The sequence below is a fragment of the Micromonospora sp. NRRL B-16802 genome (assembly GCF_001279555.1).
Lineage (GTDB): Bacteria > Actinomycetota > Actinomycetes > Mycobacteriales > Micromonosporaceae > Micromonospora > Micromonospora profundi.
The window spans coordinates 388,759-411,845 of record NZ_LGEB01000053.1; the positions used below are offsets into that span (position 1 = coordinate 388,759).

General features: G+C 71.6%; 21 protein-coding genes and 1 pseudogene. 8 read left to right on the top strand and 14 right to left on the bottom strand.

The window, feature by feature from the left end; genetic code table 11:
- Position 1: 1 nt before the first annotated feature.
- Complete coding sequence (locus ADK66_RS12135) at positions 2 to 547, top strand: CGNR zinc finger domain-containing protein (RefSeq protein ID WP_053655040.1); 546 nt, start codon at positions 2 to 4, stop codon at positions 545 to 547.
- Here the strand turns inward: ADK66_RS12135 and ADK66_RS12140 are convergent.
- The 3 genes from ADK66_RS12140 to ADK66_RS12150 all read right to left on the bottom strand — a co-directional run bounded on the left by ADK66_RS12140 (position 514) and on the right by ADK66_RS12150 (position 2,184).
- On the bottom strand, positions 514 to 1,110 hold the full coding sequence (locus ADK66_RS12140; RefSeq protein WP_053654441.1) for a GNAT family N-acetyltransferase: 597 nt from the start codon (positions 1,108 to 1,110) through the stop codon (positions 514 to 516). The genes ADK66_RS12135 and ADK66_RS12140 overlap by 34 nt on opposite strands.
- Before the next feature lie 88 nt (positions 1,111 to 1,198).
- On the bottom strand, positions 1,199 to 1,381 hold the full coding sequence (locus ADK66_RS12145; RefSeq protein ID WP_053654443.1) for a DUF397 domain-containing protein: 183 nt from the start codon (positions 1,379 to 1,381) through the stop codon (positions 1,199 to 1,201).
- Complete coding sequence (locus tag ADK66_RS12150) at positions 1,372 to 2,184, bottom strand: helix-turn-helix transcriptional regulator (protein ID WP_053654445.1); 813 nt, start codon at positions 2,182 to 2,184, stop codon at positions 1,372 to 1,374. The genes ADK66_RS12145 and ADK66_RS12150 overlap by 10 nt, the downstream gene beginning before the upstream one ends.
- 235 nt (positions 2,185 to 2,419) lie before the next feature.
- Between ADK66_RS12150 and ADK66_RS30715 the strand changes: the two genes are divergently transcribed.
- Positions 2,420 to 2,767 carry a hypothetical protein gene (locus ADK66_RS30715; RefSeq protein ID WP_082377406.1) on the top strand — a complete coding sequence of 116 codons (348 nt, stop codon included), beginning with the start codon at positions 2,420 to 2,422 and terminating at the stop codon, positions 2,765 to 2,767.
- Here the strand turns inward: ADK66_RS30715 and ADK66_RS12155 are convergent.
- The 6 genes and pseudogenes from ADK66_RS12155 to ADK66_RS12175 all read right to left on the bottom strand — a co-directional run bounded on the left by ADK66_RS12155 (position 2,712) and on the right by ADK66_RS12175 (position 12,161).
- Positions 2,712 to 4,121 carry an aspartate ammonia-lyase gene (locus tag ADK66_RS12155; RefSeq protein WP_197281492.1) on the bottom strand — a complete coding sequence of 470 codons (1,410 nt, stop codon included), beginning with the start codon at positions 4,119 to 4,121 and terminating at the stop codon, positions 2,712 to 2,714. The two genes, ADK66_RS30715 and ADK66_RS12155, sit on opposite strands and share 56 nt — an antisense overlap.
- 44 nt (positions 4,122 to 4,165) lie before the next feature.
- Complete coding sequence (locus ADK66_RS12160) at positions 4,166 to 7,144, bottom strand: BTAD domain-containing putative transcriptional regulator (RefSeq protein ID WP_053655042.1); 2,979 nt, start codon at positions 7,142 to 7,144, stop codon at positions 4,166 to 4,168.
- A 120-nt stretch (positions 7,145 to 7,264) separates the two neighbouring features.
- A pseudogene (locus tag ADK66_RS32285) lies at positions 7,265 to 7,975 on the bottom strand (BTAD domain-containing putative transcriptional regulator); the annotation flags it as partial.
- Positions 7,976 to 8,307: 332 nt separating this feature from the next.
- Positions 8,308 to 9,975: a fumarate hydratase gene (locus ADK66_RS12165; RefSeq protein ID WP_053654448.1), complete on the bottom strand. Its 1,668-nt coding sequence runs from the start codon at positions 9,973 to 9,975 to the stop codon at positions 8,308 to 8,310.
- Between the two features lie 151 nt (positions 9,976 to 10,126).
- Positions 10,127 to 11,584 carry a PQQ-binding-like beta-propeller repeat protein gene (locus tag ADK66_RS12170; RefSeq protein WP_082377430.1) on the bottom strand — a complete coding sequence of 486 codons (1,458 nt, stop codon included), beginning with the start codon at positions 11,582 to 11,584 and terminating at the stop codon, positions 10,127 to 10,129.
- 70 nt (positions 11,585 to 11,654) lie between these two features.
- A complete protein-coding gene (locus ADK66_RS12175; protein WP_053654450.1) occupies positions 11,655 to 12,161 on the bottom strand; it encodes an Lrp/AsnC family transcriptional regulator in 507 nt (168 codons plus the stop codon).
- Between the two features lie 140 nt (positions 12,162 to 12,301).
- Between ADK66_RS12175 and hppD the strand changes: the two genes are divergently transcribed.
- The 6 genes from hppD (at position 12,302) to ADK66_RS12205 (ending at position 18,216) form a co-directional block, all read left to right on the top strand.
- On the top strand, positions 12,302 to 13,507 hold the full coding sequence (hppD, locus tag ADK66_RS12180) for a 4-hydroxyphenylpyruvate dioxygenase (protein ID WP_053654453.1): 1,206 nt from the start codon (positions 12,302 to 12,304) through the stop codon (positions 13,505 to 13,507).
- A gap of 11 nt (positions 13,508 to 13,518) precedes the next feature.
- On the top strand, positions 13,519 to 14,211 hold the full coding sequence (locus ADK66_RS12185) for an RDD family protein (RefSeq protein ID WP_053654455.1): 693 nt from the start codon (positions 13,519 to 13,521) through the stop codon (positions 14,209 to 14,211).
- 76 nt (positions 14,212 to 14,287) lie between these two features.
- A complete protein-coding gene (locus tag ADK66_RS12190; RefSeq protein WP_053654695.1) occupies positions 14,288 to 15,379 on the top strand; it encodes an RDD family protein in 1,092 nt (363 codons plus the stop codon).
- On the top strand, positions 15,376 to 16,479 hold the full coding sequence (gene hisC, locus ADK66_RS12195; protein ID WP_053654696.1) for a histidinol-phosphate transaminase: 1,104 nt from the start codon (positions 15,376 to 15,378) through the stop codon (positions 16,477 to 16,479). The genes ADK66_RS12190 and hisC overlap by 4 nt, the downstream gene beginning before the upstream one ends.
- A 128-nt stretch (positions 16,480 to 16,607) precedes the next feature.
- Entirely contained in the window at positions 16,608 to 17,162 is a 555-nt protein-coding gene (locus tag ADK66_RS12200) for a hypothetical protein (RefSeq protein WP_082377408.1), read from the top strand.
- A 256-nt stretch (positions 17,163 to 17,418) separates the two neighbouring features.
- A complete protein-coding gene (locus ADK66_RS12205; protein ID WP_053654698.1) occupies positions 17,419 to 18,216 on the top strand; it encodes a hypothetical protein in 798 nt (265 codons plus the stop codon).
- Between the two features lie 58 nt (positions 18,217 to 18,274).
- On the opposite strand, the gene ADK66_RS12210 is transcribed toward ADK66_RS12205, so the two are convergent.
- The 5 genes from ADK66_RS12210 to ADK66_RS12230 all read right to left on the bottom strand — a co-directional run bounded on the left by ADK66_RS12210 (position 18,275) and on the right by ADK66_RS12230 (position 23,067).
- Positions 18,275 to 19,540 carry a PQQ-binding-like beta-propeller repeat protein gene (locus ADK66_RS12210; RefSeq protein WP_053654700.1) on the bottom strand — a complete coding sequence of 422 codons (1,266 nt, stop codon included), beginning with the start codon at positions 19,538 to 19,540 and terminating at the stop codon, positions 18,275 to 18,277.
- A gap of 148 nt (positions 19,541 to 19,688) precedes the next feature.
- Positions 19,689 to 20,171 carry an SRPBCC family protein gene (locus ADK66_RS12215; protein WP_053654702.1) on the bottom strand — a complete coding sequence of 161 codons (483 nt, stop codon included), beginning with the start codon at positions 20,169 to 20,171 and terminating at the stop codon, positions 19,689 to 19,691.
- Positions 20,172 to 20,311: 140 nt separating this feature from the next.
- Positions 20,312 to 20,521: a DUF397 domain-containing protein gene (locus ADK66_RS12220; protein WP_053654704.1), complete on the bottom strand. Its 210-nt coding sequence runs from the start codon at positions 20,519 to 20,521 to the stop codon at positions 20,312 to 20,314.
- 483 nt (positions 20,522 to 21,004) lie between these two features.
- Positions 21,005 to 22,201 carry a fumarylacetoacetase gene (fahA, locus tag ADK66_RS12225; RefSeq protein WP_053654705.1) on the bottom strand — a complete coding sequence of 399 codons (1,197 nt, stop codon included), beginning with the start codon at positions 22,199 to 22,201 and terminating at the stop codon, positions 21,005 to 21,007.
- Positions 22,198 to 23,067, bottom strand: a complete 870-nt coding sequence (locus ADK66_RS12230) for a hypothetical protein (protein ID WP_053654707.1) — start codon at positions 23,065 to 23,067, stop codon at positions 22,198 to 22,200. The genes fahA and ADK66_RS12230 overlap by 4 nt, the downstream gene beginning before the upstream one ends.
- Positions 23,068 to 23,087 lie beyond the last annotated feature (20 nt).

The following is a 23,087-nucleotide window of genomic DNA, read 5'->3' on the forward strand; positions in this document are numbered from 1 at the left end:
GTTGCTATTCGCTCATGACACGGAACACTCGCTGATCTCCGCCGCGGCACTTGTCAACACCGCTGGGCGGGAGGGCGAACTCCTGCCCGACGTGGCCGCGCTCAACAACTACTTCGACCGGCACGCCTACACCGGGCGGCACGAGTGCGACGACGCCGAGTTGCAGGCCGTCCGGGACCTGCGTCCCCGGCTGCGCCGCATCTGGTACGCCGAGCCGCCCGAGGTCGTCGCCGTGGTCAACAGCCTGCTGCTGGAACACCGCGCGTTGCCGCAGCTCATCCAGCACGACGACCAGCCGTACCATCTGCACGCCGTGCCCCGCGACGCGCCGCTGGCGACCCGGATGGCAGTGGAGGCGGCGATGGCGATCGCCGACCTGGTCCGGATGGGTGAGCTGAGCCGGCTGCGGATCTGTGAATACCCGGACTGCGACAACGTGGTCGTCGACCTGTCCCGCAACCGGTCGCGGCGGTTCTGCGACTCCGGCTGCGGCAACCGGGCGGCGGTGACCGCCTACCGTGCCCGTCGGGCCGCGGGCCGCCCCTGAGCCGCCGCCCACTCCTGCGCCCGCAACTCGTACTCCACCTCGCCGTGCTCCGTCCCCGGAATCGGGTCGTCCCACTGCACGTGGAAGGTCCGCACGTGGCGCAGCCCCGCCTTCGCCAGCACCCGCCGTGACCGGTCGTTGACCGCCATCGTCTCGGCCCACACCCGACGCACCCCGACCACGTCGAAGGCGTGCCGCACCAGCGCCCGGGAGCCCTCGGTGGCCAGACCACGCCCCCACGTCGCGCGACGCAGCCGGTAGCCCAACTCCGCCTCGTCACCATCGGCCGACGGGTCGAGCGCGAACCACCCCACGAACTCGCCGGTCGCCCGATCGAGCCCCGCCCAGCGGCCCAGCCCTGGGTGCCGGTCGTACTGGCCCAACAGCCTCGGCAACTGCTCGTCGCGGACCGTGGCCAGCGGCGTGGCGGCGCCCCCCGTCAGGAACCGCATCACCTCGGGATCGCTGTCCAACTCGACAAGCGCATCCACATCCGCCGCCGTGAACCGCCGCAACCGCAACCGCTCCGTCCCCGCAGGAACCACCAGGCCATCCCCATCCATGACCGGATCATCCCGCCGCCGCCCGACACCCGTCGAGCCGATTACCCGCGCGGGAAACTCGACCGCCGCCGCGCGGCAGGCGGTCGCGTCAGCGCGGGGTCGCCGCCACGAAGAGCCGCCAGGAGTACGCGTCGACGGCGAGCACGGGTCCGTCCGGGTCCTTGCTGTCGCGCACCCCGACCACGTCCCCCAGGTTCGTAGCCACCTCGACACAGTTGGCGTCCTGGTTGCTGCGGCTGCTCTTGCGCCAGTCAGCGCCGATCAGCTCCATGACTCGGCCACCTCGTTCATCAACTCGACGGAAGCCTGCGGGGGCAGGGCTTCCCCCAAGGTAGCCTCCCAGACTCGTTGCAACCGCGCGAGATCCGCAGGCCGGTCCAGCTCCTGGCCCCGAACCTGACTGTCCAGATAGGCCAGTTCGGTGCCATCGGGCAGGGCTGCGAGCGCAAATTGCCCACCGAGCCCCGGATACTCCTCAGCGGATCGCGGCACCACATGCAGCCTGACTCGAGGGTGTCCAGTGGCGATGCATGCCAGGTGCAGCGTCTGTTCGCGCATCACCTTGCGCCCGCCCACCCGGCGGCGCAGCACCGCCTCGTCCAGCACCGCCACGATGTGTGGGGATCGCTCGCTGTGCAGCACTTCTTGACGGTTCATCCGGTCGGTCACTCGCCGGTCGACCTCATCGGATTCGAGCAGTCCACCCGCCTCGAAGACCGCCCGTGCGTAGTCTTCCGTCTGAAAGAGACCGGGCACATAGCGGGGCTCGTACCAACGGACCGTGCGCGCCTGCTCAAGGATCGCCTGCCAGCCGCGCAGCCACGGCTGGGCCCGGTCGAGGCTGACGAGCTCCGTGGACATGCGGCCGAAGAGGCCGCCCGTGTCCAAGGCGCGGTCGACGAGTTCCAGGTATTTGCCGGTGGGCGGTTGCTGGCCCAGCTCGACGGCGCTGACCATCGACGCCGAGTAGTTGACCGCCTTCGCCAGCTCGTCCTGACTCCAACCCCGTCGGGCTCGCGCCCGACGAAGCTCCGCGATCAGGAACGCCGCCGCCGTCATCTGCCCATCGGCCATGCCTGCCGCCCTCCACCCCGCCGACGATCAACTCCAGTCGGCCGCCAGTGGCGGTACCACCCGAAACAGGGCGACTACGACGACGCGACCAAACCCTTCCGACCGTAGTCGCCCGATCACCAGACTGTGAAGTGCGGCGCCGCTCCCCGTCCCCCGGGCCTGTCGGTGCCGCAGGGACCGCCCGCTCCCCCGGTCGGGCGGTCCCACCCGATTCGGCTCCAAGGAAGGCCGCACCATGACCCGGAGCGCACCGGACGGCCGCTCGGCTACCCCGCGTCGACAGCACCTGCCACTGCGCCCGCTCTGGCTCTGCCGGGTCTGCGCCGCACCCTGGCCGTGCCCGGTCGCGCGGCTCACCCTGCGCCAGGAGTACGCGCACGACCGGATCGCGTTGAGCATCTACCTGTGCGCGGTCCTGCACGACGCGGCCGCCGACCTGTACCGGCTCAACCCGCATGACGGCCCGGACCCCGCCGCGCTCTACGCCCGCTTTCTCGCCTGGGCGGCACCACGTGACGACCCGCAGGTCAGGGGTGGGTCATCCGGAGCAGGTCGAGGGCCTCGTCGAGCTGGGTCTCACTGAGCTTGCCGGAGTCGACGTGGCCTCGGGAGATCACCACCTCGCGGATTGAGGTCTGCTTGGCCAGCGCCTCCTTGGCAATCGAAGCTGCCTCGTCGTACCCCAGGTAGCGGTTGAGCGGGGTGACGATCGACGGCGACCCTTCGGCGTACGCCAGGCAGACCTCGGCGTCCGCGACCAGGCCGGCCACCAGGCGGTCGGCGAACAGCCGGCTCGCGGCTGCCAGCAGCCGGATCGACTCCAGCAGGTTGCGGCCCATCACGGGGAGCATCACGTTCAGCTCGAAGTCGCCCTGCGAGCCGGCGAAGCCGACAGTCGCGTCGTTGCCGATGACCTGGGCGCAGACCTGCCGCATGGCCTCGGCGACCACCGGGTTGACCTTGCCCGGCATGATCGACGAGCCGGGCTGGAGGTCGGGGATGCGCAGCTCCCGCAGGCCCGCCCGAGGGCCGGAGCCCATCCAGCGGATGTCGTTGGCGATCTTGTAGAGGCCCACGGCGACAGTGCGCAACTGCCCCGAGGTCTCCACAAGCGCGTCCCGGGCGCCCTGCGCCTCGAAGTGGTTGCGGGCCTCGCTCAGCGGCAGCCCTGTCGACTCGCGCAGCCTGTCGATCACGGCGGCGGCGAAGCCCAGCGGGGTGTTGATCCCGGTGCCCACTGCGGTGCCACCCAACGGCAGCTCGGCAAGCCGCGGCAGCGCCGATTCCAGCCGCTGCACGCCGTAGCGGACCTGTGCCGCGTACCCGCCGAACTCCTGCCCGAGCGTGACAGGCGTGGCGTCCATCAGGTGGGTACGGCCCGCCTTGACCACCGTCTCGAACTCGGCCGCCTTGCCCTCAAGCGTCTCGGCGAGGTGGGTCAGCGACGGCAGCAGGTCTTCCACGATGAACTGGGTGGCGGCCAGGTGGATCGAGGACGGGAACACGTCGTTGCTGGACTGCGAGGCGTTGACGTGGTCGTTCGGGTGCACCGGCGAGCCCAGCTCCCGGCTCGCCAGGGTGGCGATCACCTCGTTGGCGTTCATGTTGGACGACGTTCCGGAGCCCGTCTGGAACACGTCGATCGGGAACTGGTCGTCGTAGCCGCCGTCGGCCACGTGCGCGGCGGCGGCGGAGATCGCGGAGGCCACATTCGCGTCGATCACACCAAGCTCGCCGTTGACCTCGGCAGCCGCGCCCTTGATCTGGGCGAGCGCCTTGATCTGCGCCGGCTCGATGCCCCGGCCGGAGATCGGGAAGTTCTGCACGGCGCGCTGGGTCTGCGCCCGCCACAGCGCCTCGGCGGGCACCTCCACCTCGCCCATCGAGTCGCGTTCGATTCGGTAGCCGGTCGCCTCTGGAGTCGTCACGCATACCATCCTGCCGCGCCACCCGCCGGTGTGCAGGGAAAGTGGCACGGCCCTCAGCCCAGCTCGGCCAAGAGCCGCTCCACCTCGTGCCGGTCCGGCGACTCGACTTGCTGAAGCAGGGCCAGCGCCCGGAGCAGATGGGTGCGGGCCGCCGCCGGGTCGGTGCCGCGCACACAGCGGGCGATGCCCGCCAACGCCTGGGCCTGCTCGTAGCGGGCGCCCAGCCCGGTGGCGTCCGCGAGCACCCGCCGATACAGGTCGAGCGCGCTTGTCGCGTCGCCCTGTGCCCGGATCGCCCTGGCCAGCAGGTTGCGCGAGGTGCACTGCTCGATCCGGTCCCCCGCCTCGGTCATCGCGACCAGGGCCTTGCGGTGCAGGTCGGCGGCGCGCTCCGGACGGCCGGCCTCCCGTTCCATCATCGCGATCTCGTTGAGCACCTCACCCTCGCCGGCCCGGGCGCCCTCCTGCCGCCTGAGGCGCAGCGCATGCCGCAGTAACCGACGCGCCGGCTCCACGTCCCCCATCCGGTGCCGGATCATGCCCAGGTGCCCCAGGGCCCTGCCGAACTGGCGCACGTCGCCGGTCTCCCGGGTCAGGAACAGGTTCCGCCGGCAGATGACCAGCGCCTCGTCCAACTGGCCGTGAAACAGCAGGGTGATCGACAGGTTGTTGAGCCCGCTCGTGAGCTCCCCCAACGCCTGTAGGCGTCGCGCCAGCGCCAAAGATTCGTCATAGCACTCACGGCTACGGCGGTAGTCACCGTTCAGGCCGTACACGGCGCCCAGATTGCCCAGGGCGTTGCACACCTCGCGACGCAGCCCGAGTCTGCGGTACACGCCGACCGCCTGCTCCATGAGGCGGATCGACTCCGACAGGCGGCCCATCCGGAAGTAGCCCGACGCGAGGTAGTTCAGCATCATTCTCGTGCCCGCGTCGTCGCCCAGTTCCTCGGCGGCGCTCAGGCCGAGGGTGTGCGTCTCGATCAACTCCTCCAGGTGGCCGCCATCGTACTGAGCGTGCCAGCAGGCCCGGGCAAGCTGCCAACAGTGGCTGCGGAAACCCTCGGCGTACGCCAGCCGGACCAGGGCGGTCAGATCGGCCACGTTCTCGTCGAACCAGGCTCGGCCCTGCTCGGCGGCCAAACCGACCAGGTCGGCACGGGTCGGCTCGGGCAGCAGCGTCAGGTTCCATCTGCTGGAGACTTCCCTCTTCCGGGCGATCACCGCGCCGACCTGCAGGTGATGGTCGAGCAGACGTTCGATGCCGTCCCGCCGCTCGACCGCGCGTTCCGGCGCGGCGACCAACGTCCGCGCGTACTCCCGCATCAGGTCGTGCAGTCGGTACCGGCCGGGCCCCCCCTCATCAACCAGATTCGCGTCGACGAGTTCGTCCAGCAGGCCCTGCGCATCGGATACCGACAGCTCCAGAAGAGCGGCGGCGACCACGCTGTCGAACCGCACGCCCGGGTGCACGCCCAGCAGCCGGAACGCGCGCTGCGCGGCGGACGACACCTGCGCGTACGACAGGGCGAAGGCGCGGCCGACGGACCGATCGCCCGCCTCGAACTCGGCCAACGGATCCGGCCGCGAGGTCAGTCGCTCGGCCAGGTCGGCGATCCGCCAACGAGGGCGGTGGGCCAGCCGGGCACCGGCCAGCCGGATGGCCAAGGGCAGGTGACCGCAGCGGCGGACCACCTCGATGGCGGCCTCCGGCTCTGCCGCGACCCGCTCCACGCCGACCACCCGCCCGAGCAGTTCGACCGCCTCGTCGGGGTCGAGCACCGGAAGCGACGACGGCCGCCCCTCGTCCACCCCGACGAGTCGACGGCGGCTGGTGATCAGCGTCAGGCACTGCGAGCTGTTGGGCAGCAGCGGTGTCACCTGATCGGCGGTGGCGGCGTTGTCCAACACCACGAGCGCACGCCGGTCAGCCAACTCGGTACGCCAGAGCGCCAACCGGTCCTCCGGGTTCCCCGGCACCCGATCCGCGGGCACACCGAGCTGCCGTAGGAGCGTGGCCACCGCCGCAGGCGGCGTCAACGGGGTGCGTTCGCTGTGCCCGTGCAGGTCGATGTAGAGCTGGGCGTCGGGATAGTCATCCGCGAGGGCGGTGGCGAGGTGCACCGCGAGGGTGGTCTTACCGCTGCCGGCCATCCCGTCGATGAGCTGGATCCGGGCGCCTTCCCGCACCTCCTTCACGAGGCGGGCCACCGTCTCCTGCCGGCCGGTGAAGTCGCCGATCGCCCGGGGCAACGAGCGGAGGGGGCCGACCAGCCGAGGGGACTGCCCGGCCAGGGCCAGGTCACCGGCGAGTACGCGCTGGTGCAGCGCCTGCAACTCGGCGCCCGGCTCGATGCCCAGCTCCTCGGCGCAGAACCGCCGCCCCTCCCGGTAGACCGCCAGCGCCTCGGCCTGCCGCCCCACCGAGGACAGGGCGAGCATCAGCTGGCCACGCAGTCGTTCCCGCAGCGGGTGCTGATCGGTGCTCTCGGTGAGTTCGTCGATCAGCTCCAGGGCCCGCCCGAGGCGGAGCTCGACGTCGACGCGCTCCTCCAGCGCGGTCAGGCGCTGCTCGTCGAGCGTCTGCGCGCGGCGGCGGACGCTGCGGCACGGGATTCCGGCGAGCGCCGGCCCTCGCCAGAGCGCCAGGGCCGCGCGGAACCGCTCGGCCGCTTCGCTCAACCGGCCGGCTGCGGCGGCGGCGCGGGCGGACTCGACGCCTCGGGCGAAGACCTCGGCGTCCAGGTCGTCCGGGGCAAGGCGGATGCGGTAGCCGACCGGGTCGGTGGCGATGATTTCTGGCGCCAGCCCCAGCTCCGCGAAGCGCCCCCGCAGCCGCGACACGCAGGTCTGCAACTGGGCTCGGGCGGTGGCCGGCGGGTTCTCCTCCCAGACCGCGTCGACCAACTCCTCGCCCGGCACCAGCCGACCGGGGCGCAGCAGCAACATGGCGAGCACGATCCGGTCGCGACCGGCGGTGACGGTGGTCGCGCCGCCACCGACGTGCAGCGGTCCCAGGATGCCGAACCGGATCTGCCCTCCCGCGTCCGGCGCCTGGTCGATGATCTGCGTGGGTGGCGAGATGGTGCGAGGTTCGCCGGGCGGGCCCGCCGGGAGATCCAGATCGGGGTCTTCGCGGATTATCGCCACCTCGAGGTCGCGCAGCTCGGGGGCGGGATCAAGGCCCAGATCCCGGGTGATCGACGTCCGGTGCTGACGGAATGCGGCCAGGGCGTCCTGTCGACGCCCGGACCGGTACAGCGCCAGCATGAGCAACTTGATCAGCTGCTCGTTGAGCGGCTGAGACTCGGTCACCTTTGTCAGTTCGACCACCACCTGTTCGTGGCGGCCCATCTGCAGGTCGGCCGCGACGCACAGTTCGAGAAGCTGCCGATGGATCTCGATCAACGGCCTGCCGACCCGGCGTCGCAGTTCGTCCGAGGCGACGTCCGCCAGCGGGTCGTCCCGCCACAGTGCCAGGGCTTCCCGCCCGTGCCGGGCACGCTCGGCCGGTTGCTGCTCGTGGCGGGCGCGGTCCGCCAGAGTCCGAAAACGCTGGGCGTCGATCTGCTCGGGCTGGGTCAGCAGTGCGTAGCTCTGCCCCTCCCGGACCAGCTGGGCTGCCGACCCGGCCGCTGCCAGGCAGCCGCGTAGCCGGGCGGCGGCGGTCTGCACGGTGCCCCTCGGGTTCGAAACCTGCCGGTCCGCCGTGAGGAGTTGGGCCAGCCGGTCCACCGGAATCGGCTGGCACGGTTCGAGGAGCAGGAGACCGAGCAGCAGTCGGACCTGTCGCCGCGGCAGGTCCACTTCCTGTCCGTCCACAAAGGCCCGCACCGGTCCCAGGACCAGAAATTGCACGTCCACAGGTCGTTCCCATCGCCATGAAGCCGGTCGATCAAGTCAGTACCAGGTCATTCGAGGTGCGACAACGGAAAGTCCGTCGCGTTCTGGCAACACCCGAGCGGGGCGGCGCGTCGATGACCTCGCCGAACCGACCCGTCCACGGCTGCGATAGTGACGTGAGAGCGAATCGAGGGCGGGCTGTCGGACGATCGTCGGGTCGATGTTGACGGGGACCGACGGGGGCGGTGCGCGGGTCCGACCCGAGCGGGCTGCGCGCACCGATGTCGGTGGGGCGCCGACGACGAAGGGGGCGCCGGGCCGTTGCCCGGCACCCCCTTTGCGCGTACGCGTCGTCAGCGGCGGCCGACGGTGAGCACCGGCTTGGTGACCTCGGCGAAGAAGTCGTTGCCCTTGTCGTCGACCACGATGAAGGCGGGGAAGTCCTCCACCTCGATCTTCCAGACCGCCTCCATGCCGAGCTCGGCGTATTCGAGCACCTCGACGTGCCGGATGCAGTCCTGAGCGAGGCGGGCCGCCGGCCCACCGATCGAGCCGAGATAGAAGCCACCGTGCTCCTGGCAGGAGCGGGTCACCTGACCCGACCGGTTGCCCTTGGCCAGCATCACCTGTGAACCGCCTGCGGCCTGGAACTTCTCCACGTAGGCGTCCATCCGGCCGGCGGTGGTCGGGCCGAACGAGCCGGACGCGTACCCCTCGGGGGTCTTCGCCGGGCCCGCGTAGTAGACCGCGTGGTCGCGCAGGTACTGCGGCATCGGCTCGCCCGCGTCCAGCCGCTCGGCGATCTTGGCGTGCGCGATGTCGCGGGCCACCACCAGCGGGCCCGACAGGGACAGCCGGGTCTTCACCGGGTACTTGGACAGCTCGGCGCGGATCTCGTCCATCGGCCGGTTCAGGTCGACCCGGACGACCGTCTCGGAGTCGAGCGTCTCCTCGGTGACGTCGGGCAGGAAACGCGCCGGGTCGGTCTCCAGGCGCTCCAGCCAGACACCCGACGGAGTGATCTTGGCGACAGCCTGGCGGTCCGCCGAGCAGGAGACGGCGATCGCCACCGGGCAGGAAGCACCGTGTCGGGGCAGCCGGACCACCCGTACGTCGTGGCAGAAGTACCGGCCGCCGAACTGCGCGCCGATGCCGAAGTTGCGTGTCAACTCCAGCACCTCCGCCTCCAGCTCCAGGTCGCGGAAGCCGTGCGCGCTCATCGACCCGGAGGTGGGCAGCGCGTCGAGGTACTTGGCGCTGGCGTACTTGGCGGTCTTCAGCGCGTACTCGGCGGAGGTGCCGCCGATGACGACGGCCAGGTGGTACGGCGGGCACGCCGCCGTGCCGATGAGCCGCAGCTTCTCCTCCAGGAACTGCATCATCCGCGTGGGGTTGAGCAGCGCCTTCGTCTCCTGGTAGAGGTACGACTTGTTGGCCGAGCCACCCCCCTTGGCCATGAACAGGAACTTGTACGCGTCGGCGTGTCCGTCCGGGTCCTCGGCGTACAGCTCGACCTGCGCGGGCAGGTTGCTGCCGGTGTTGCGCTCGTCCCACATGGTCAGCGGGGCCAACTGCGAATAGCGCAGATTCAGTCGGGTGTACGCCTGGTAGACGCCCCTGGAGATGGCCTCGGCGTCGGTCCCGTCGGTAAGCACGTGCCGGCCGCGCTTGCCCATCACGATGGCGGTGCCGGTGTCCTGGCACATCGGCAGGACGCCACCGGCGGCGATGTTGGCGTTGCGCAGCAGGTCCAGCGCGACGAACCGGTCGTTCGGCGACGCGGCCGGATCGTCGATGATGGCGCGGAGCTGCGCCAGGTGCGCCGGGCGTAGGAAGTGTGCGATGTCGTGCATCGCCTCGGCGGTCAGCGCGGTGAACGCGGCCGGCTCCACGGTGAGGAACCGGCGGCCTCCCGGGCCGTGCACGACGTCCACGCCCTCGTCGGTGATCAGGCGGTAGTCCGTCTGGTCGGGGCCGGTCGGCAGGAGGGGGGCGTACGAGAATCCGGCGGCACTGCTCATGAGCGGCAAGCCTAGGGCAGACCGGTCGATCATTCCCACCCGCCGGGCTGCTGCTGGGACGGTGCTCTCATCCTCCGCGCCGGCCGGGCTCCGACGACGTCCGGTCATACCGCCCTTCACCACGCCTTAACGCCCGGTCGGCGGGCCTGGCTCAGCCGTCCTTGCTGCCTTCGGGGCAGAGTTCCCTCTTCGGACCGCAGGTGCTGTCGTCGCCCGGCCCCCCGGGACCGGTGCCACCTGGGCCGGTGCCACCCGGGCCGGGGACGCCGCCGTCGCCGGGGCGTGGATCGGGGGCGCCGCCGGTAGCGCCGAAGCGGACGTACCCGATCTCCCGACCCTCACCGATGACCATGCCTTGCGGGCCGACCGCGAGGGCGTTCGCGGAGGTACGCAGGACTGCCAACTCCCGACCGCTGCGGGGGTCCACCGCGACCAGGCGGGACGGCTTCTCGTCGCCGAGCACCGCCGCGTACGGGGTGAGCGCCGCGCCGGCCTTGGCGCTGGCCGAGCGGGTCCACAGCACCCGGTCGGTGCCCAGCTCACGGGACACCACCGAGCGCTTGTCGGCACTGCGGAACACCGCGTAGCGGTCGTCGACAGCGACCAGCTTCGTGGCAGAGTCGCCGACCCAGAGCAGCCGCCCGTCGTACCCGTCGATGACCGCCTCGCGGCCGTCCGCGCCGACCCCGATCAGTACGTTCCGGGCCCCCTGCGGGTCCTCGCGCTGCACGCAGCCGGCGGAGTCGGCGGTCCGCAGGTTGACCCCAGCCCGTTGCCACGCCTCCTGCCCGGTCGCCGGGTCGCGGGCGGAGATGGCGTAGTAGCAGGTGCCGTCCTGGGATCGGGCGGCGATCCGCAGCATCCGGCCGCCCACCACGGAGAGCCGCTCCTCCCGACCCGGCTCGACGTTCTGGAGCACCCGTCCGGTGGCGGTGTCCACGACGTGCACGCGGCCGTCGACAGGGAAGCCGAGCAGCGGTGGCACCGGCTCGGGACCGGCCACCCCGTCGTCGATGCGGGTGGCGGTCAGCCGGCGGGTGCCCCGCAGGCCCGGGTTGTCGGCGAGCAGACCGCTGTGCACCCCGGGCAGGAAAGCCGTCCACAGTGGCTTGGTGCCGCGCGGGTCCCAGGCGCTCAGGGTGCAGTCGGTGGCATCCGTGCAGCGGGCGTCAAGCAGCAGGTTGCGGTACGTCCACACGGCCACCGCGTCGTCGTCGCGCCGCCGGGTCGCGCCGGTGGTCGGGTCGAGCAGCTCGTACCCCTTGACCAGGAGCTTGCCCACGGCGACGACCGGGTCCCGGTCACCGCCGGCGACCGCCGACCAGTCCGCCTTGCGCTCCCAGAGCTGGGTGCCGGTGGCGAGGCTGCGGGCCTCGACCCGGGTACGCTGCTCGACCACGACGGCGTCGCCAGCGATTGTCACGCTGCGCGGGGTGCCACCGACCCGCTGCTGCCAGACGACGTCCGGCTCGGAGATGGGCTCGCTGCGGTCCACCCAGTCCCAGATGGCCGGAAACGGGTTCCACACGCCGGTGGCGGCGAGGGCCACGACCACGGCGAGGCCGACAAGCAGCCCACCGCGCACGCTCCCCTTCGCCACACCGCACACCGTAGCCACGATCACGGATCTTCCGTACGCCCGCGCCGCCGTGTCGCCGCGCTTTCTGGGCCCGGAGGTGTTACGCGGTGGATCGTCCCTCGGTGCGGACGGCGCTGCGCACCAGCGGAAGCGTGCGGTAGGGAATCTGCTCGGCCAGCGCGATGATCGTCGAGGCGCGGGTTATCCCGGCGGAGGACACGATCTGGTCGATGACCCGCTGGAGGTCCGTGTTGGAGCGGGCCACGATCCGGCACAGCAGGTCGCTGGAGCCGGTGATGGTGTGCGCCTCCAACACCTCGGGGATCGCCGCCAGGTGCGCGGTGACCGGGTCGTGGCCGTGCCGCTGGCTGATCTCCAGGGTGACGAAACTGGTCACCCCGAACCCGATCGCCGCCGGTGAGATCTCGGGACCGAAGCCGCCGATGACGGCCCGGTCGACGAGCTTGTCGAGCCGTGCCTGCACGGTGCCCCGGGCGACGCCGAGTCGGCGGGAGCACTCCAGCACGCCGATCCTCGGCTCCTCGGTGAGCAATTCGATCAACCGAACGTCGAGCACGTCGAGCTGTACATTCTGCTCACCATTCATGGGTCGACACCATACCGAATGCGCAACCTGACCAGCATTTATCGCAACGGTTGCCCAGCCATGGCCCACACCGCGATCCTCGCCACAAGACAGAGACCACGGCGGCCCACGAGGCCGGCCGGTACGCGAGGGAGGCCACCATGACCCAGGCGATCGACCGACCCCAGTCGACCGAGGACGTCGACATCGACCAGCTCGTCGGCGCTGTCGACCACGACATCAGCCACGACCCGTTCCCGGTGCGTGGTTTGGACCACGTGCACTTCCTGGTCGGCAACGCCAAGCAGGCCGCGCACTACTACTCCACGGCGTTCGGCATGACCTGCGTGGCGTACCGCGGCCCCGAGCAGGGCTACCGGGACCACGCCCAGTACGTGCTGACCAGCGGCTCGGCCCGGTTCGTGCTTACCGGCGCGGTGCGTCCCGACGCCGACGGCGCCGAGCACGTGGCCCGGCACAGCGACGGGGTCAGCGACATCGCGCTGGAGGTGCCGGACGTCGACGCCGCGTACGCGCACGCCGTCGCGCAGGGGGCCACCGGCCTCGTCGAGCCGCACGAGGTGAGCGACGAGCACGGCACCGTCCGGATGGCCTCCATCGCCGCGTACGGCGACACCCGGCACACGCTCGTCGACAGGTCCCGCTACACCGGCCCGTTCCTGCCCGGCTTCGTGGCCCGCGGCCCGATCGTGGACCGCCAGCCGATGATCGCCGCTGGCATCCAGCCGAAGCGCTTCTTCCAGGCCGTCGACCATGTGGTCGGCAACGTGGAGCTGGGCCGGATGGACGAGTGGGTGGAGTTCTACAAGCGGGTCATGGGCTTCTCCAACATGGCGGAGTTCATCGGCGACGACATCGCCACCGACTACTCGGCGCTGATGAGCAAGGTCGTGGCCAACGGCACCCGCAAGGTGAAGTTCCCGCTCAACGAGCCGGCCATCGCCCGCAAGAAGTCGCAGATCGACGAGTACCTGGAGTTCTACCAGGGCCCCGGCGCCCAGCACATCGCCGTCGCCACCAACGACATCCTGGCCAGCGTCGACGCGATGCGGGCCGCGGGTGTGGAGTTCCTGGACACCCCGGACTCGTACTACGAGGACCCGGAGCTGCGTGCCCGCATCGGCAACGTCCGGGTGCCGATCGAGGAGCTGAAGGCCCGCAAGATCCTGGTCGACCGCGACGAGGACGGCTACCTGCTGCAGATCTTCACCAAGCCGGTGCAGGACCGCCCGACTGTCTTCTTCGAGCTGATCGAGCGGCACGGCTCGCTCGGCTTCGGCAAGGGCAACTTCAAGGCGCTCTTCCAGGCAATCGAGCGGGAGCAGGAAGCGCGCGGCAACCTGTAACACTTGCGAGCGTGACGCAGCCTCCGACGTACCCGACGCCGCCGGCCGGTGGGCCCCCGCCCGCCGCCGGCGGCTTCGCGCCGCCACCTGGACAGATCCCCCACAGGTACGCCGTGCCGCCGCAGTACGCCCCGCCCGGGTACCCGCAGCCGCAGTGGCCGGTCGCCCCTCCGGCGCTCAGCCCGGCCGGGCAGCCGCTGGCCAGCTTCGGCGACCGGCTGATCGCCTGGATCATCGACACGGCGCTGGTGAGTGTCGTGGCGATGGTGCTGTTCATGCCGGCCTTCCTGGCTCTCTGGTGGTGGATATTCGCCGAGATGACCCGGGTCAACCCGGACGGCACCTTCGTGGAGCCCACCCCTTTCACATTCCTCACCGACTTCCTCGTTCCGATCCTGCTGCTGCAGTTGGTGCTGCTCGTCCTGATGCTCGGGATCTACTGGCTCTACCACGTGGAGTACCTCAAGCGCGGCGGCGAGACGCTGGGCAAGAAGATCATGAAGCTGCGTGTGGTGCCGCTCGATCCGAACGGCACGCTCGACCGGCGGATGGCCGGCCGGCGGTGGCTCGTGCAGTACCTGGCGGCCACGATGATCCCGGGCGTGAGCTACGCCGACGGGTTCTGGCAGCTCTGGGACAAGCCCTGGCAGCAGTGCCTCCACGACAAGTTCGCCGGAACCGTCGTCGTTAAGGTTGCCTCGTGAGTAAGCACAGCGAGCGACCCATCAGGCTCAGTAGCGTGGCGCCTACCTCCGGCGCGCGACGAAGCGGAGCGGCGGCGTGAGCGTGCAGCCCGGCTGGTACGTCGACCCCGCCGACCCCGAAACCAGGCGGTACTGGGACGGCGAGGGTTGGCTCGGCGCGCCCATCCCCGTCGACGCCACCCCGCCGGACGGGCCGCCCCCGGTCGAGCCGCCTCCCGTGCCGGCCACCCAGGGCGCGCCCGCCGCGACCAACGAGGTGACCGGCGCGCAGGGCTGGCCGCCGCAGTCCGGCACGACATCACAGCCCGGCGCGACACCGCAGCCGGGGCACGACCCGCAGGCCGGCCAGGGCTCAAGCTGGACGCCACCGTCCGGCCCGCCCGGCTGGACGCCGCAGGCCGGCCCGTCGGGGTGGACACCCCAGGCCGGCCCTCCCGGCTGGACACCTCCGCAGGCTGGCCCCCCGGGCTGGACGCCGGCAGGCCCGCCGCCCGGTTGGACGCCGCAGGCCGGCCCTCCCGGTTGGGCGCCGACCGGTGCGCCGCCCGGCTGGAACGGCCGGCCACCCGAGCCGCGTCCGCACGGGCTGCCGCTGGCCGGCTACGGCCGCCGGTTCACCGCCCGGCTGATCGACTTCGGCATCGTCTTCGCCTTGAACGCGGTGGTCAACGGCTGGTTCGTCTGGCGGTGGCTGAGCGAGATGCTGCCGTACTGGCGGGAGGCGTTCCGGCGCGGCCTGGAAGGCAACACCTCCACCGAGGGGATGCCGCCGATCAGCGAGCAGACCGGGCTCCTCCAGTTGGTGATCGTCATGATCGCCGCGGCGCTCTGGCTGGCGTACGAGGTGCCATCGATGGCCGCCAACGGGCAGACCTTCGGCAAGCGCGTCATGCGGATCCGCGCGGTGCCGCTCGCCGCCGACCAACCGCTGGGCCTCGGTCGGGCGTTCAGCCGGTGGAGCACGATGGGCCTGCCTACCCTGCTCTGGTACTGCGCCGGCCTCGGCCTGGTGCTGCAACTGGTCGGCGCGCTCTCCCCGCTCTTCGACCATCCGCTCCGCCAGGCGCTGCACGACAAGCGCGCGCAGACGGTGGTCGTTCAAGTCCCCGACCCCACCGACTCCGCCACCCCTGACGACGACCCCCAGCCCTCGGGAGACACCCCATGACCGATCCCGGACGCCACGAGCCGGCGCTGCGCCTGACCCGCGCCGACCTGGACGCGCTGCCCAACTACGTTCCCGGGCGCAGCCCCGCCGACCTGGCTCGCGAACTGGGCCTGCCGGAGGCGATCAAGCTGGCCAGCAACGAGGTGCCATACGGGCCGCTGCCCGGCGTCGTCGAGGCGGTCACCGAGGCGATCACCGCTTCGCACCGCTACCCGGACATGGGCGTCGTGGCACTGCGCGACGCGCTCGCCGAGCGGTACGGGGTGGACGCCGACCGGATCGCCACCGGCTGCGGGTCGGTGGCGCTCGCCGAGCACCTCGTCCGGGCCACCTGCCTGCCCGGCGACGAGGTGCTCTACTCGTGGCGGTCGTTCGAGGCGTACCCGATCATCGCGGCGACCAGCGGCGCGACAAGCGTGCGGGTGCCCAACGACGCCGGGCACGGGCACGACCTGGCGGCCATGGCGGCGGCGGTGACCGACCGGACCCGGATGGTCCTGGTCTGCAACCCGAACAACCCCACGGGCACTGCGGTACGCCGGGCCGAGCTGGACCGGTTCCTCGACGCGATGCCAGACGACGTGCTGGTGGTCATCGACGAGGCGTACCGGGAGTTCGTCACCGACCCCGAGGTGCCGGACGGCCTCGACTACCTGGACCGGCCGAATGTCGCGGTGCTGCGCACGCTGTCGAAGGCGTGGGGCCTGGCCGGGCTGCGGATCGGCTGGCTGGTCGCCCAGCCGGCGGTGGCAGCGGCGATCCGCAAGGTGGCGACCCCCTTCTCCACAAGCACTGCCGCCCAGGCCGGGGCGCTCGCCGCGCTGACTCAGGTCAGCGAGATGGAGCGCCGCTGCGCGCTGGTCATCGCCGAACGGGACCGGGTCACCGAGGCGCTGCGCAAGTTCGTGCCGGACGTGCCGGCCAGCCAGGCCAACTTCGTCTGGCTGCCGCTGGGCGACCGGGCCGTGGCGTTCGGCAAGTCGTGCGAGGCGCGCGGCGTGATCGTCCGACCGTTCCCCGGCGACGGGGTCCGGGTCACCATCGGCACGCCGGCCGAGAACGACGCCTTCCTCGCGGTCGCGGAGACGGCACTGGCCTGACCAACTGACCGATATGCGACATAAGCGTTGTTTGCGGGGGTCTGCGTAGTTTCTGCCCTAACTTCCGAAGTAAGCCGGTCGTGCCGAGGACGCACGCCGGCTCACTTCGAGAAACGGGGTAACGAACAGTGCGTACAGCCAAGACCTGTCTCGCCGCAGCGGCCGCCGCCGCGATGGTGGGCTTCCTCGCCGCGCCGGCCGCCGCCGCGCCCGACGACACCACGACGACCACCTTCGAGGTACTCGCCGGCACGCTCGACGTCGTTGCGCCCACCACCGCCGATCTGGGCTCCGGCGCCCCCGGTGGCACCATCACCAGCCAGCTCGGCGACGTGACAGTCACCGACTCCCGGGCCTCCGACGACGCCTCCTGGACCGCCTCGGTGACGGCCACGGTCTTCCAGGCCGGCGGCGGTTCCCCAGCCGAGACGGTCCTCCCCGAGGAGATCGACTACTGGTCCGGCGCCGCGACGGCGACGAGCGGCAACGGCACCTTCACACCTGGGCAGGCCACCGCCGGCGACGCAGCAGCGCTGTCCAGCGGCACCCAGCTCACCGCGTTCACCCACTCCGGCGGGACCGGCGGCAACAGCGCCACCTGGAACCCCACCCTCGTAGTCAACGTCCCGCTGGACAGCATCGCGGGCGTCTACACCGGCACGGTGACACATTCGGTGGCGTAGTCGCCGGGGGCGGTCGACCATCGCGGTCGCGCTCGCCCTGTTCTGCCTCGCCGGTCCGGGTCAGTGGACCCGGGCCGGCGCGGCCGAGCCGGCGTCGGACGAGGGCAGCATCGGGATCCGGTTACTGGAGGCCCCGACCGACCGTCGCACCGACCCCCGGGCGCTGCGCTACATCGTCGACCACCTACCGCCGGGAACGACAATCAAACGGCAACTGCTGATCGTCAACCGAACAGCCGGAACCCGCCACATCGACGTGTACCCGGCCGCGGCGACCCTGAACGATTCGGCCTTCCAGTTCGGCGGAGACCGCGAAGCCAACGAGCTGACCTCCTGGATCACCCTCGACCGCGCCGCGTTCACGCTGGAGCCCTGGGGTCAAGCTCGGGTCCGGGCGACAATCACTGTGCCGCCGGACGCCTCACCCGGCGAGCGGTACGGCGTGCTCTGGGCGGCCACCGCCTCCGCGCCCAGAGCCACCGCCTCCGCGTCCAGTGCCACCGGCGAGATCAAGCAGGTCCACCGGGTCGGCGTCCGGATGTATCTCGACATCGGCCCCGGCGGCGAACCGGCCTCCGACTTCACGATCGGCGACATACACCCGGCCCGTGGCCCGGAGGGCGAACCGTCGATCACCGCCCAGGTCACCAACACCGGCGGTCGCGCCGTCGACCTCACCGGCACGGTCACCCTGACCGACGGGCCGGCCGGCAGCCAGGCCGGACCGTTCCCGATCCAGCAGGGCGTCACGCTGGCGCCGGGGCACTCCGGGCAGGTCATCGCCCGGTTGCCGGTCGAGCTGCCGAACGGCCCGTGGAAGGCCGAGGTGAACCTGGAGAGCGGCCTGGTGAAGCGCAGCGTCACAGTGCAGGTCCAGTTCCCCGACCCCGGTCAGGTCGGCACACGCGCCAGCGTCGTGTCCCGGGTGGTGTCGGCCTGGAGCATCGGTGCGGGCATCGTGGTCGTACTGCTGAGCGCCGGTCTCGTGCTGGCGTTCCGCCTCCGCCGGCACCCTGCCGGGCAGCGCCGGGAACGCGTCGCGGCCGGGCGGTGAAAGCGCCGCGAGCAGGTCGATGCGTCTTTCTCGGACAGAGCGCGGGAAGGTTCGGTTATCAAGGGCGAGTGGCTGCCAGGATCACAGCCTCGGCCGTCAGGTAGTAGCGCTGGTCGTCGCCCTCCGGATCGACCGGCTTCCGGAGCCGCTCCACGGCGACGTAGCCGTCCTCGGCGAACACCGCACCGGGCGCCCAGCCCGTGCCATCGGAGCCGACGTTCATCGAAAAACGGGACAGCTGCCTGCCGGTCACCGGATCCAGTGTCACCAGGTCGTTCGCCTCGGTCAGCAGGTGCACCAGGCCGGGCTGCGCCGCGAGCACCCGCGCCGATCCGAGCGCCGGCGACCGCCACAACTCGATGCCGTCGCGCGCCGAGCGACCCACCGCCACGCCGTCGTCGACAATTGTGACGGCCTGCTCGCCGACAAGCGTGGCACCAGCCGGGTCCAGCGCGGGAGCCGCAAGCGGCTCGCCAGCGCCCAGCAGCCAGCCCCGACCTCCCGCGTCCCCGGGCCCGGCAGTGCGCAGCCCCGAACAGTCCGAACGGCCGGTACGGCAACCGAGCGGAGTCGCCACCAACTCGTCCGAGCCGCCCGGCGGGCGCCAGCGCGTACCCACCGCGCCCGTCGCCGCGTCCCGGAACTCGACTGTGGCCGGGCCGGCGCAGCCGTCCAGACCGATCAACTGCCCGGACGCGGTGGTGCCGATGTCACGACGGCAACTGCCGGGCAGGTCGACCCGCCACAGTTCCCGTCCGCCGTTCACCTCCACGGCACCGGCCTGGGTGTCGCCGGTGGCCACCAGCACCGTACGGCCGTCTGCGAGGTCGGTGAGGTAGAGCCCGCGCGGCTCCCAGACCGTGGCGGCTCCGGTCCGCCGCACCACCGCCGGGCTCTTGGCGGGCACCGGACCGTCGGCCCGCCACAGCACCCGCCCGGTGGGTGCGTCCAGCGCGACCAGTTGGCCGTCCGACCAGCGGCTGACCACCGTGCTGCCGCTGGCCACCACCCCGGTGAGTTCCGCCGGCCACCGCCGGTACGACCAGTAGGGGCTGGTGCGGTGCCGCCCGTCGACCGGCCGATCGGCATAGACCTGGCGGTGTGCGGCGTACACCCGCAGTCTTTCGTCCACGATCAGCGGGGCGACCGGCAGCCGACCGATCACGCCGACGGCCGGTTGGGCCGCGGCCGGATATTCACCCCTCGCCACAGTGCTCACCTCGGCCGGCGCGAGCACCCGGTGGACGATGACCGCGGTGGCCGCCGTGGCGAGCAACGCCACCACCGCCAACGCGAACCGTCGCCGACCTCTCGGGAACCCCATGCCGCACCTCCGCCCGGCACCCTACCCAGCGGAACCTGCCAAACGCCGGTCAGGTCGCACGGTCGCGCCGATCGCGGGCGGTGCCGGCTCTCGGCTGCCAGGCCGGCCTTCGGCTGCCGGAGACCGACCGCCGGCTGCCGGTCAGCGGTCAGGCGGCTTCGGCCGAGCCTGTCGCACGTGCCGCCACGGCCAGGTCGGCGAGGTCACGCCGGAGGGCCACCTCCACCGCCCGAGCGGCGAGCCCGCCGAGCAGCAGCGCCACCACCCGGCCGTACGGGTCGGTCGGCACCGCTTCCTGGGTGATGGTGACCGCGGTACGAGTCCGGCGGCGACGGCGGACCGGCCGCAGAGTCCAGGTGATGCGGTAGTCGGCACCGGCGCCGGAGGAGCAGAGCACCAGTCGCTGCGGGGCGAGCGCCTCCACCACCAGGAACTCCTCGATGAGCGTGCCGCCGCCCGGCTGGGCGCGCTCCTCACGCCAGGCGGTGCCCGGCCCGAACGGACCCGGGGTGAGCAGCTCGACCGGCCCGGCAACCGTCGGCCGCGCCGCCCGGCCGGGCAGGTCGGTCAGCAGGCGCCAGACATCGACAGCGTGCGCCTCGATGAGCCCGGAAACCGTCACCGTCGACATGCCACCCTCCCGTGTCGTCGACGGTACGCGCGGTGAGGGCCGGACGAGGCCCCCGGGACGGAATTTCCACCGCCCGGAGGCCACGCTGTCCGTTTCGGCATTCGCCGGGTACCGGTCGTCGACCGGTGCCGGCGCGCCGGTCAGCGGTCGAAGCGACCGTCCCGGATGCCGCCGATGAACGCTGTCCACCCCGGCGGGCTGACGGCCAGTGTGGGACCGGACTGGTCCTTGGAGTCGCGAACCCCGACTACGCCGAGGGCGTCGACCAGGTTGTCCGCCACCTCCACGCAGAGTCCCTGGTCATTTGAGCGGCTGCTGGTACGCCAGATCGCTCCCGCAAGATCGTGCATCGTCGTTACCTCCGTGTGCGATGGGTTGCCCCACCGCCGGCGAAAGGGCGGAGACCCGATGCGTACCGGTCGGCGGGGCGACATGATCCGCGTCAACCAACGGGGTAACGACGCTTGGTGATCGCACATCCGGTGCGATCACGAGTCGCATCGGTGAGACGGCCCGATGGGCGGGGGATCGGACCACCGCCAGGGCGGGAAGAAGGCCCTACTCACCCACCTTTGCTCTGCTTCAACGGGCGCAACAGAAAGGGGCCGCAAGCGTTGCGTGGAGTGCAGCAGAGCAAAGGAGCCGAGGCAGGTTGATGGGGGAGCTTGGCGGACAGGCCCGAGCCACACGCCCAACGCGCCAGACAGCAGCGCGCCAGCCACCAGGGCAACGGGCCGAGGCGGCGGGGCGGCGGGGCCGAGGGCGCGGAGCCGAGGCGGCGGGGCGGCGGAACGGCGGGGCCGAGGGCGCGAAGGCGCGGCTGCCGGGGCCGCTCAGCGGGCCGGGTGGATCGTTCCGGTGACCTCGCCGAGAGCGATCGTGGTGCCGTCCGGGCCGGGTGCCGTGGCCGTGATGGTCACCGTGTCGCCGTCGGCGAGGAAGGTGCGGCTCTCGGCGCCGACCTTCGCCGGTTCCGCCCCACCCCAGGTCAGCTCCAGGAACGAGCCGACCTGCGTACGGTCGGGGCCGGAGACGGTGCCCGAGGCGTACAGATCGCCGGTGCGCACTGACGCGCCGTTGACGGTGAGGTGCGCCAACTGCTGTGCCGGCGTCCAGTACATGCCTGCGAACGGCGGCTCGCTCACCCGTTCCCCGTTCCACTCGACGGCCAGGCGAAGGTCCAGGCCCAGGTGCGGTACGTCGCGCAGGTAGGCGGCCACCGGCGGGTCCTGGTCGGGGGCCGGCACGAAGGCTTCGGCCAGCGCGTCCAGCGGCGTCACCCAGGCCGAGACGGAGGTGGCGAACGACTTGCCGAGGAACGGGCCGAGAGGCTGGTACTCCCACGCCTGGATGTCCCGGGCCGACCAGTCGTTGACAAGCACCACACCGAACACGTGGTCGGCGAAGTCGTCGACGGAGACCCGCGCGCCCAGGTCGCTGGGTACGCCGACCACGAAGCCGACCTCGGCCTCGATGTCGAGGCGTACCGACGGGCCGGTGATCGGGCCCTCGGCGGACGCGCGCTGACCTGTCGGACGGGTCACCGGCGTGCCGGAGACGACGACGGTGCCGGCGCGCCCGTGGTAGCCGATCGGCAGGTGCTTCCAGTTGGGCAGCAGCGGTGGCTGGCCGGGGCGGAAGATCTGCCCGACGTTCGAGGCGTGGTGCTCGGAGGAGTAGAAGTCGACGTAGTCGGCGACCTCGAACGGGAGCAGCATCTCCACCACGTCCAGGGGCACCAGCAGCGGCTCCACGGCGGCGCGGTGCTCCGGGTCGGTCAGCAGCTCGGTGATCCGCTGCCGCACCGATGTCCACTGGGGACGACCGAGCGCCATGAAGTCGTTGAGTGTGGGTCGACCCAGCGCTCCGGCGGCCAGCACCAGCTCACCGGCCTCCGCTGCGGCCAGGTCGAACACCCACGACCCGATCCGTACGCCGATGCGCGCCTGCCCCCCGTCGGTTCGGAACACCCCGTACGGCAGGTTCGTCACCCCGTACGGCGAACCGTCAACGCCTGTCACCCAGGTCATGCGTCGTAGCCCCCGTTCACCAGCCCCAGCCGGATCAGATCGGTAAGTGGTTCAAGGATGCTGCACGAGCCGAAGCCGACCCAGAGCGGACGCGGCGCGTCCAGCCCCACGGTGGCACGCTCCAGCAGCGGGCGCGGGTCGAGCACTGTCAGCAGCTCGGCGACCGTACCGACGCTCTCCCCGGCGGCGGCCGCCAGCGTCGCGGCCAGCACGTTGGCGTAGCCGTGGTGGGTGAAGCCGGTCTGCGGGTCGAGGTGCCGGACGGCCTGGTGCAGCCCCGCGGTGAGCTTGAACGGTAGCTCCCGGTCCCGGCAGGCGCAGATCACGGCGGCCAGCTCGGCGGGGGTGGGGAAGAGCTCGGCTGCCAGGCCGCCGGTGCGGAACTTGGCGGCGATGGGCACCCCGTCGGCGCGGGCGGCGGCCAGTGCGTCGAGCGCGCCCATCAGTCCGAAGGTCAGCGGCAGTTCGGCGTAGACGGCCTCCACGCCCGGCAGATCGTCGGTCAGCCGCAGCAACTCGGCGACGCCGGGCAGCGGATCCTCACCGCGCTTGGCGACCGCCACCTCGACCTGACGGGCCGTGACACCGTCCGGTGCCAGGAACGAGAGCGCGAACGGTAGGGCCCCGATCCCGGTGTCACCGATCAGGCCGATCACCAGCCCCTCGCCCGGGTCGACGAGACCGCTCAGCTCACCGGCCGCGACTGTCGAGGCGGGGACGAGCAGTGGGCCGACCATGTCCGCGTACCAGGCGGCGCGGTGCCGGCGGTGGGCGGTCAGCGCGTCGTGAAGCTCGGCGCTGCCCGGTGGGAAGACGGCAGCGTCGTCCACCAGGCCGTCGAGGAGTGCGGGCACCTGCGTTGACACGGAACAAGAATGTACGGGAC

Bases quoted from the DNA above. Each gene is read 5' to 3' on its own strand.
- ADK66_RS12140 (WP_053654441.1), bottom strand. From the start codon at position 1,110: ATGGATGGGGATGGCCTGGTGGTTCCTGCGGGGACGGAGCGGTTGCGG.
- ADK66_RS12145 (WP_053654443.1), bottom strand. From the start codon at position 1,381: ATGGAGCTGATCGGCGCTGACTGGCGCAAGAGCAGCCGCAGCAACCAG.
- ADK66_RS12150 (WP_053654445.1), bottom strand. From the start codon at position 2,184: ATGGCCGATGGGCAGATGACGGCGGCGGCGTTCCTGATCGCGGAGCTT.
- ADK66_RS30715 (WP_082377406.1), top strand. From the start codon at position 2,420: ATGACCCGGAGCGCACCGGACGGCCGCTCGGCTACCCCGCGTCGACAG.
- ADK66_RS12155 (WP_197281492.1), bottom strand. From the start codon at position 4,121: ATGGTATGCGTGACGACTCCAGAGGCGACCGGCTACCGAATCGAACGC.
- ADK66_RS12165 (WP_053654448.1), bottom strand. From the start codon at position 9,975: ATGAGCAGTGCCGCCGGATTCTCGTACGCCCCCCTCCTGCCGACCGGC.
- ADK66_RS12175 (WP_053654450.1), bottom strand. From the start codon at position 12,161: ATGAATGGTGAGCAGAATGTACAGCTCGACGTGCTCGACGTTCGGTTG.
- hppD (WP_053654453.1), top strand. From the start codon at position 12,302: ATGACCCAGGCGATCGACCGACCCCAGTCGACCGAGGACGTCGACATC.
- hisC (WP_053654696.1), top strand. From the start codon at position 15,376: ATGACCGATCCCGGACGCCACGAGCCGGCGCTGCGCCTGACCCGCGCC.
- ADK66_RS12210 (WP_053654700.1), bottom strand. From the start codon at position 19,540: ATGGGGTTCCCGAGAGGTCGGCGACGGTTCGCGTTGGCGGTGGTGGCG.
- ADK66_RS12215 (WP_053654702.1), bottom strand. From the start codon at position 20,171: ATGTCGACGGTGACGGTTTCCGGGCTCATCGAGGCGCACGCTGTCGAT.
- ADK66_RS12220 (WP_053654704.1), bottom strand. From the start codon at position 20,521: ATGCACGATCTTGCGGGAGCGATCTGGCGTACCAGCAGCCGCTCAAAT.
- fahA (WP_053654705.1), bottom strand. From the start codon at position 22,201: ATGACCTGGGTGACAGGCGTTGACGGTTCGCCGTACGGGGTGACGAAC.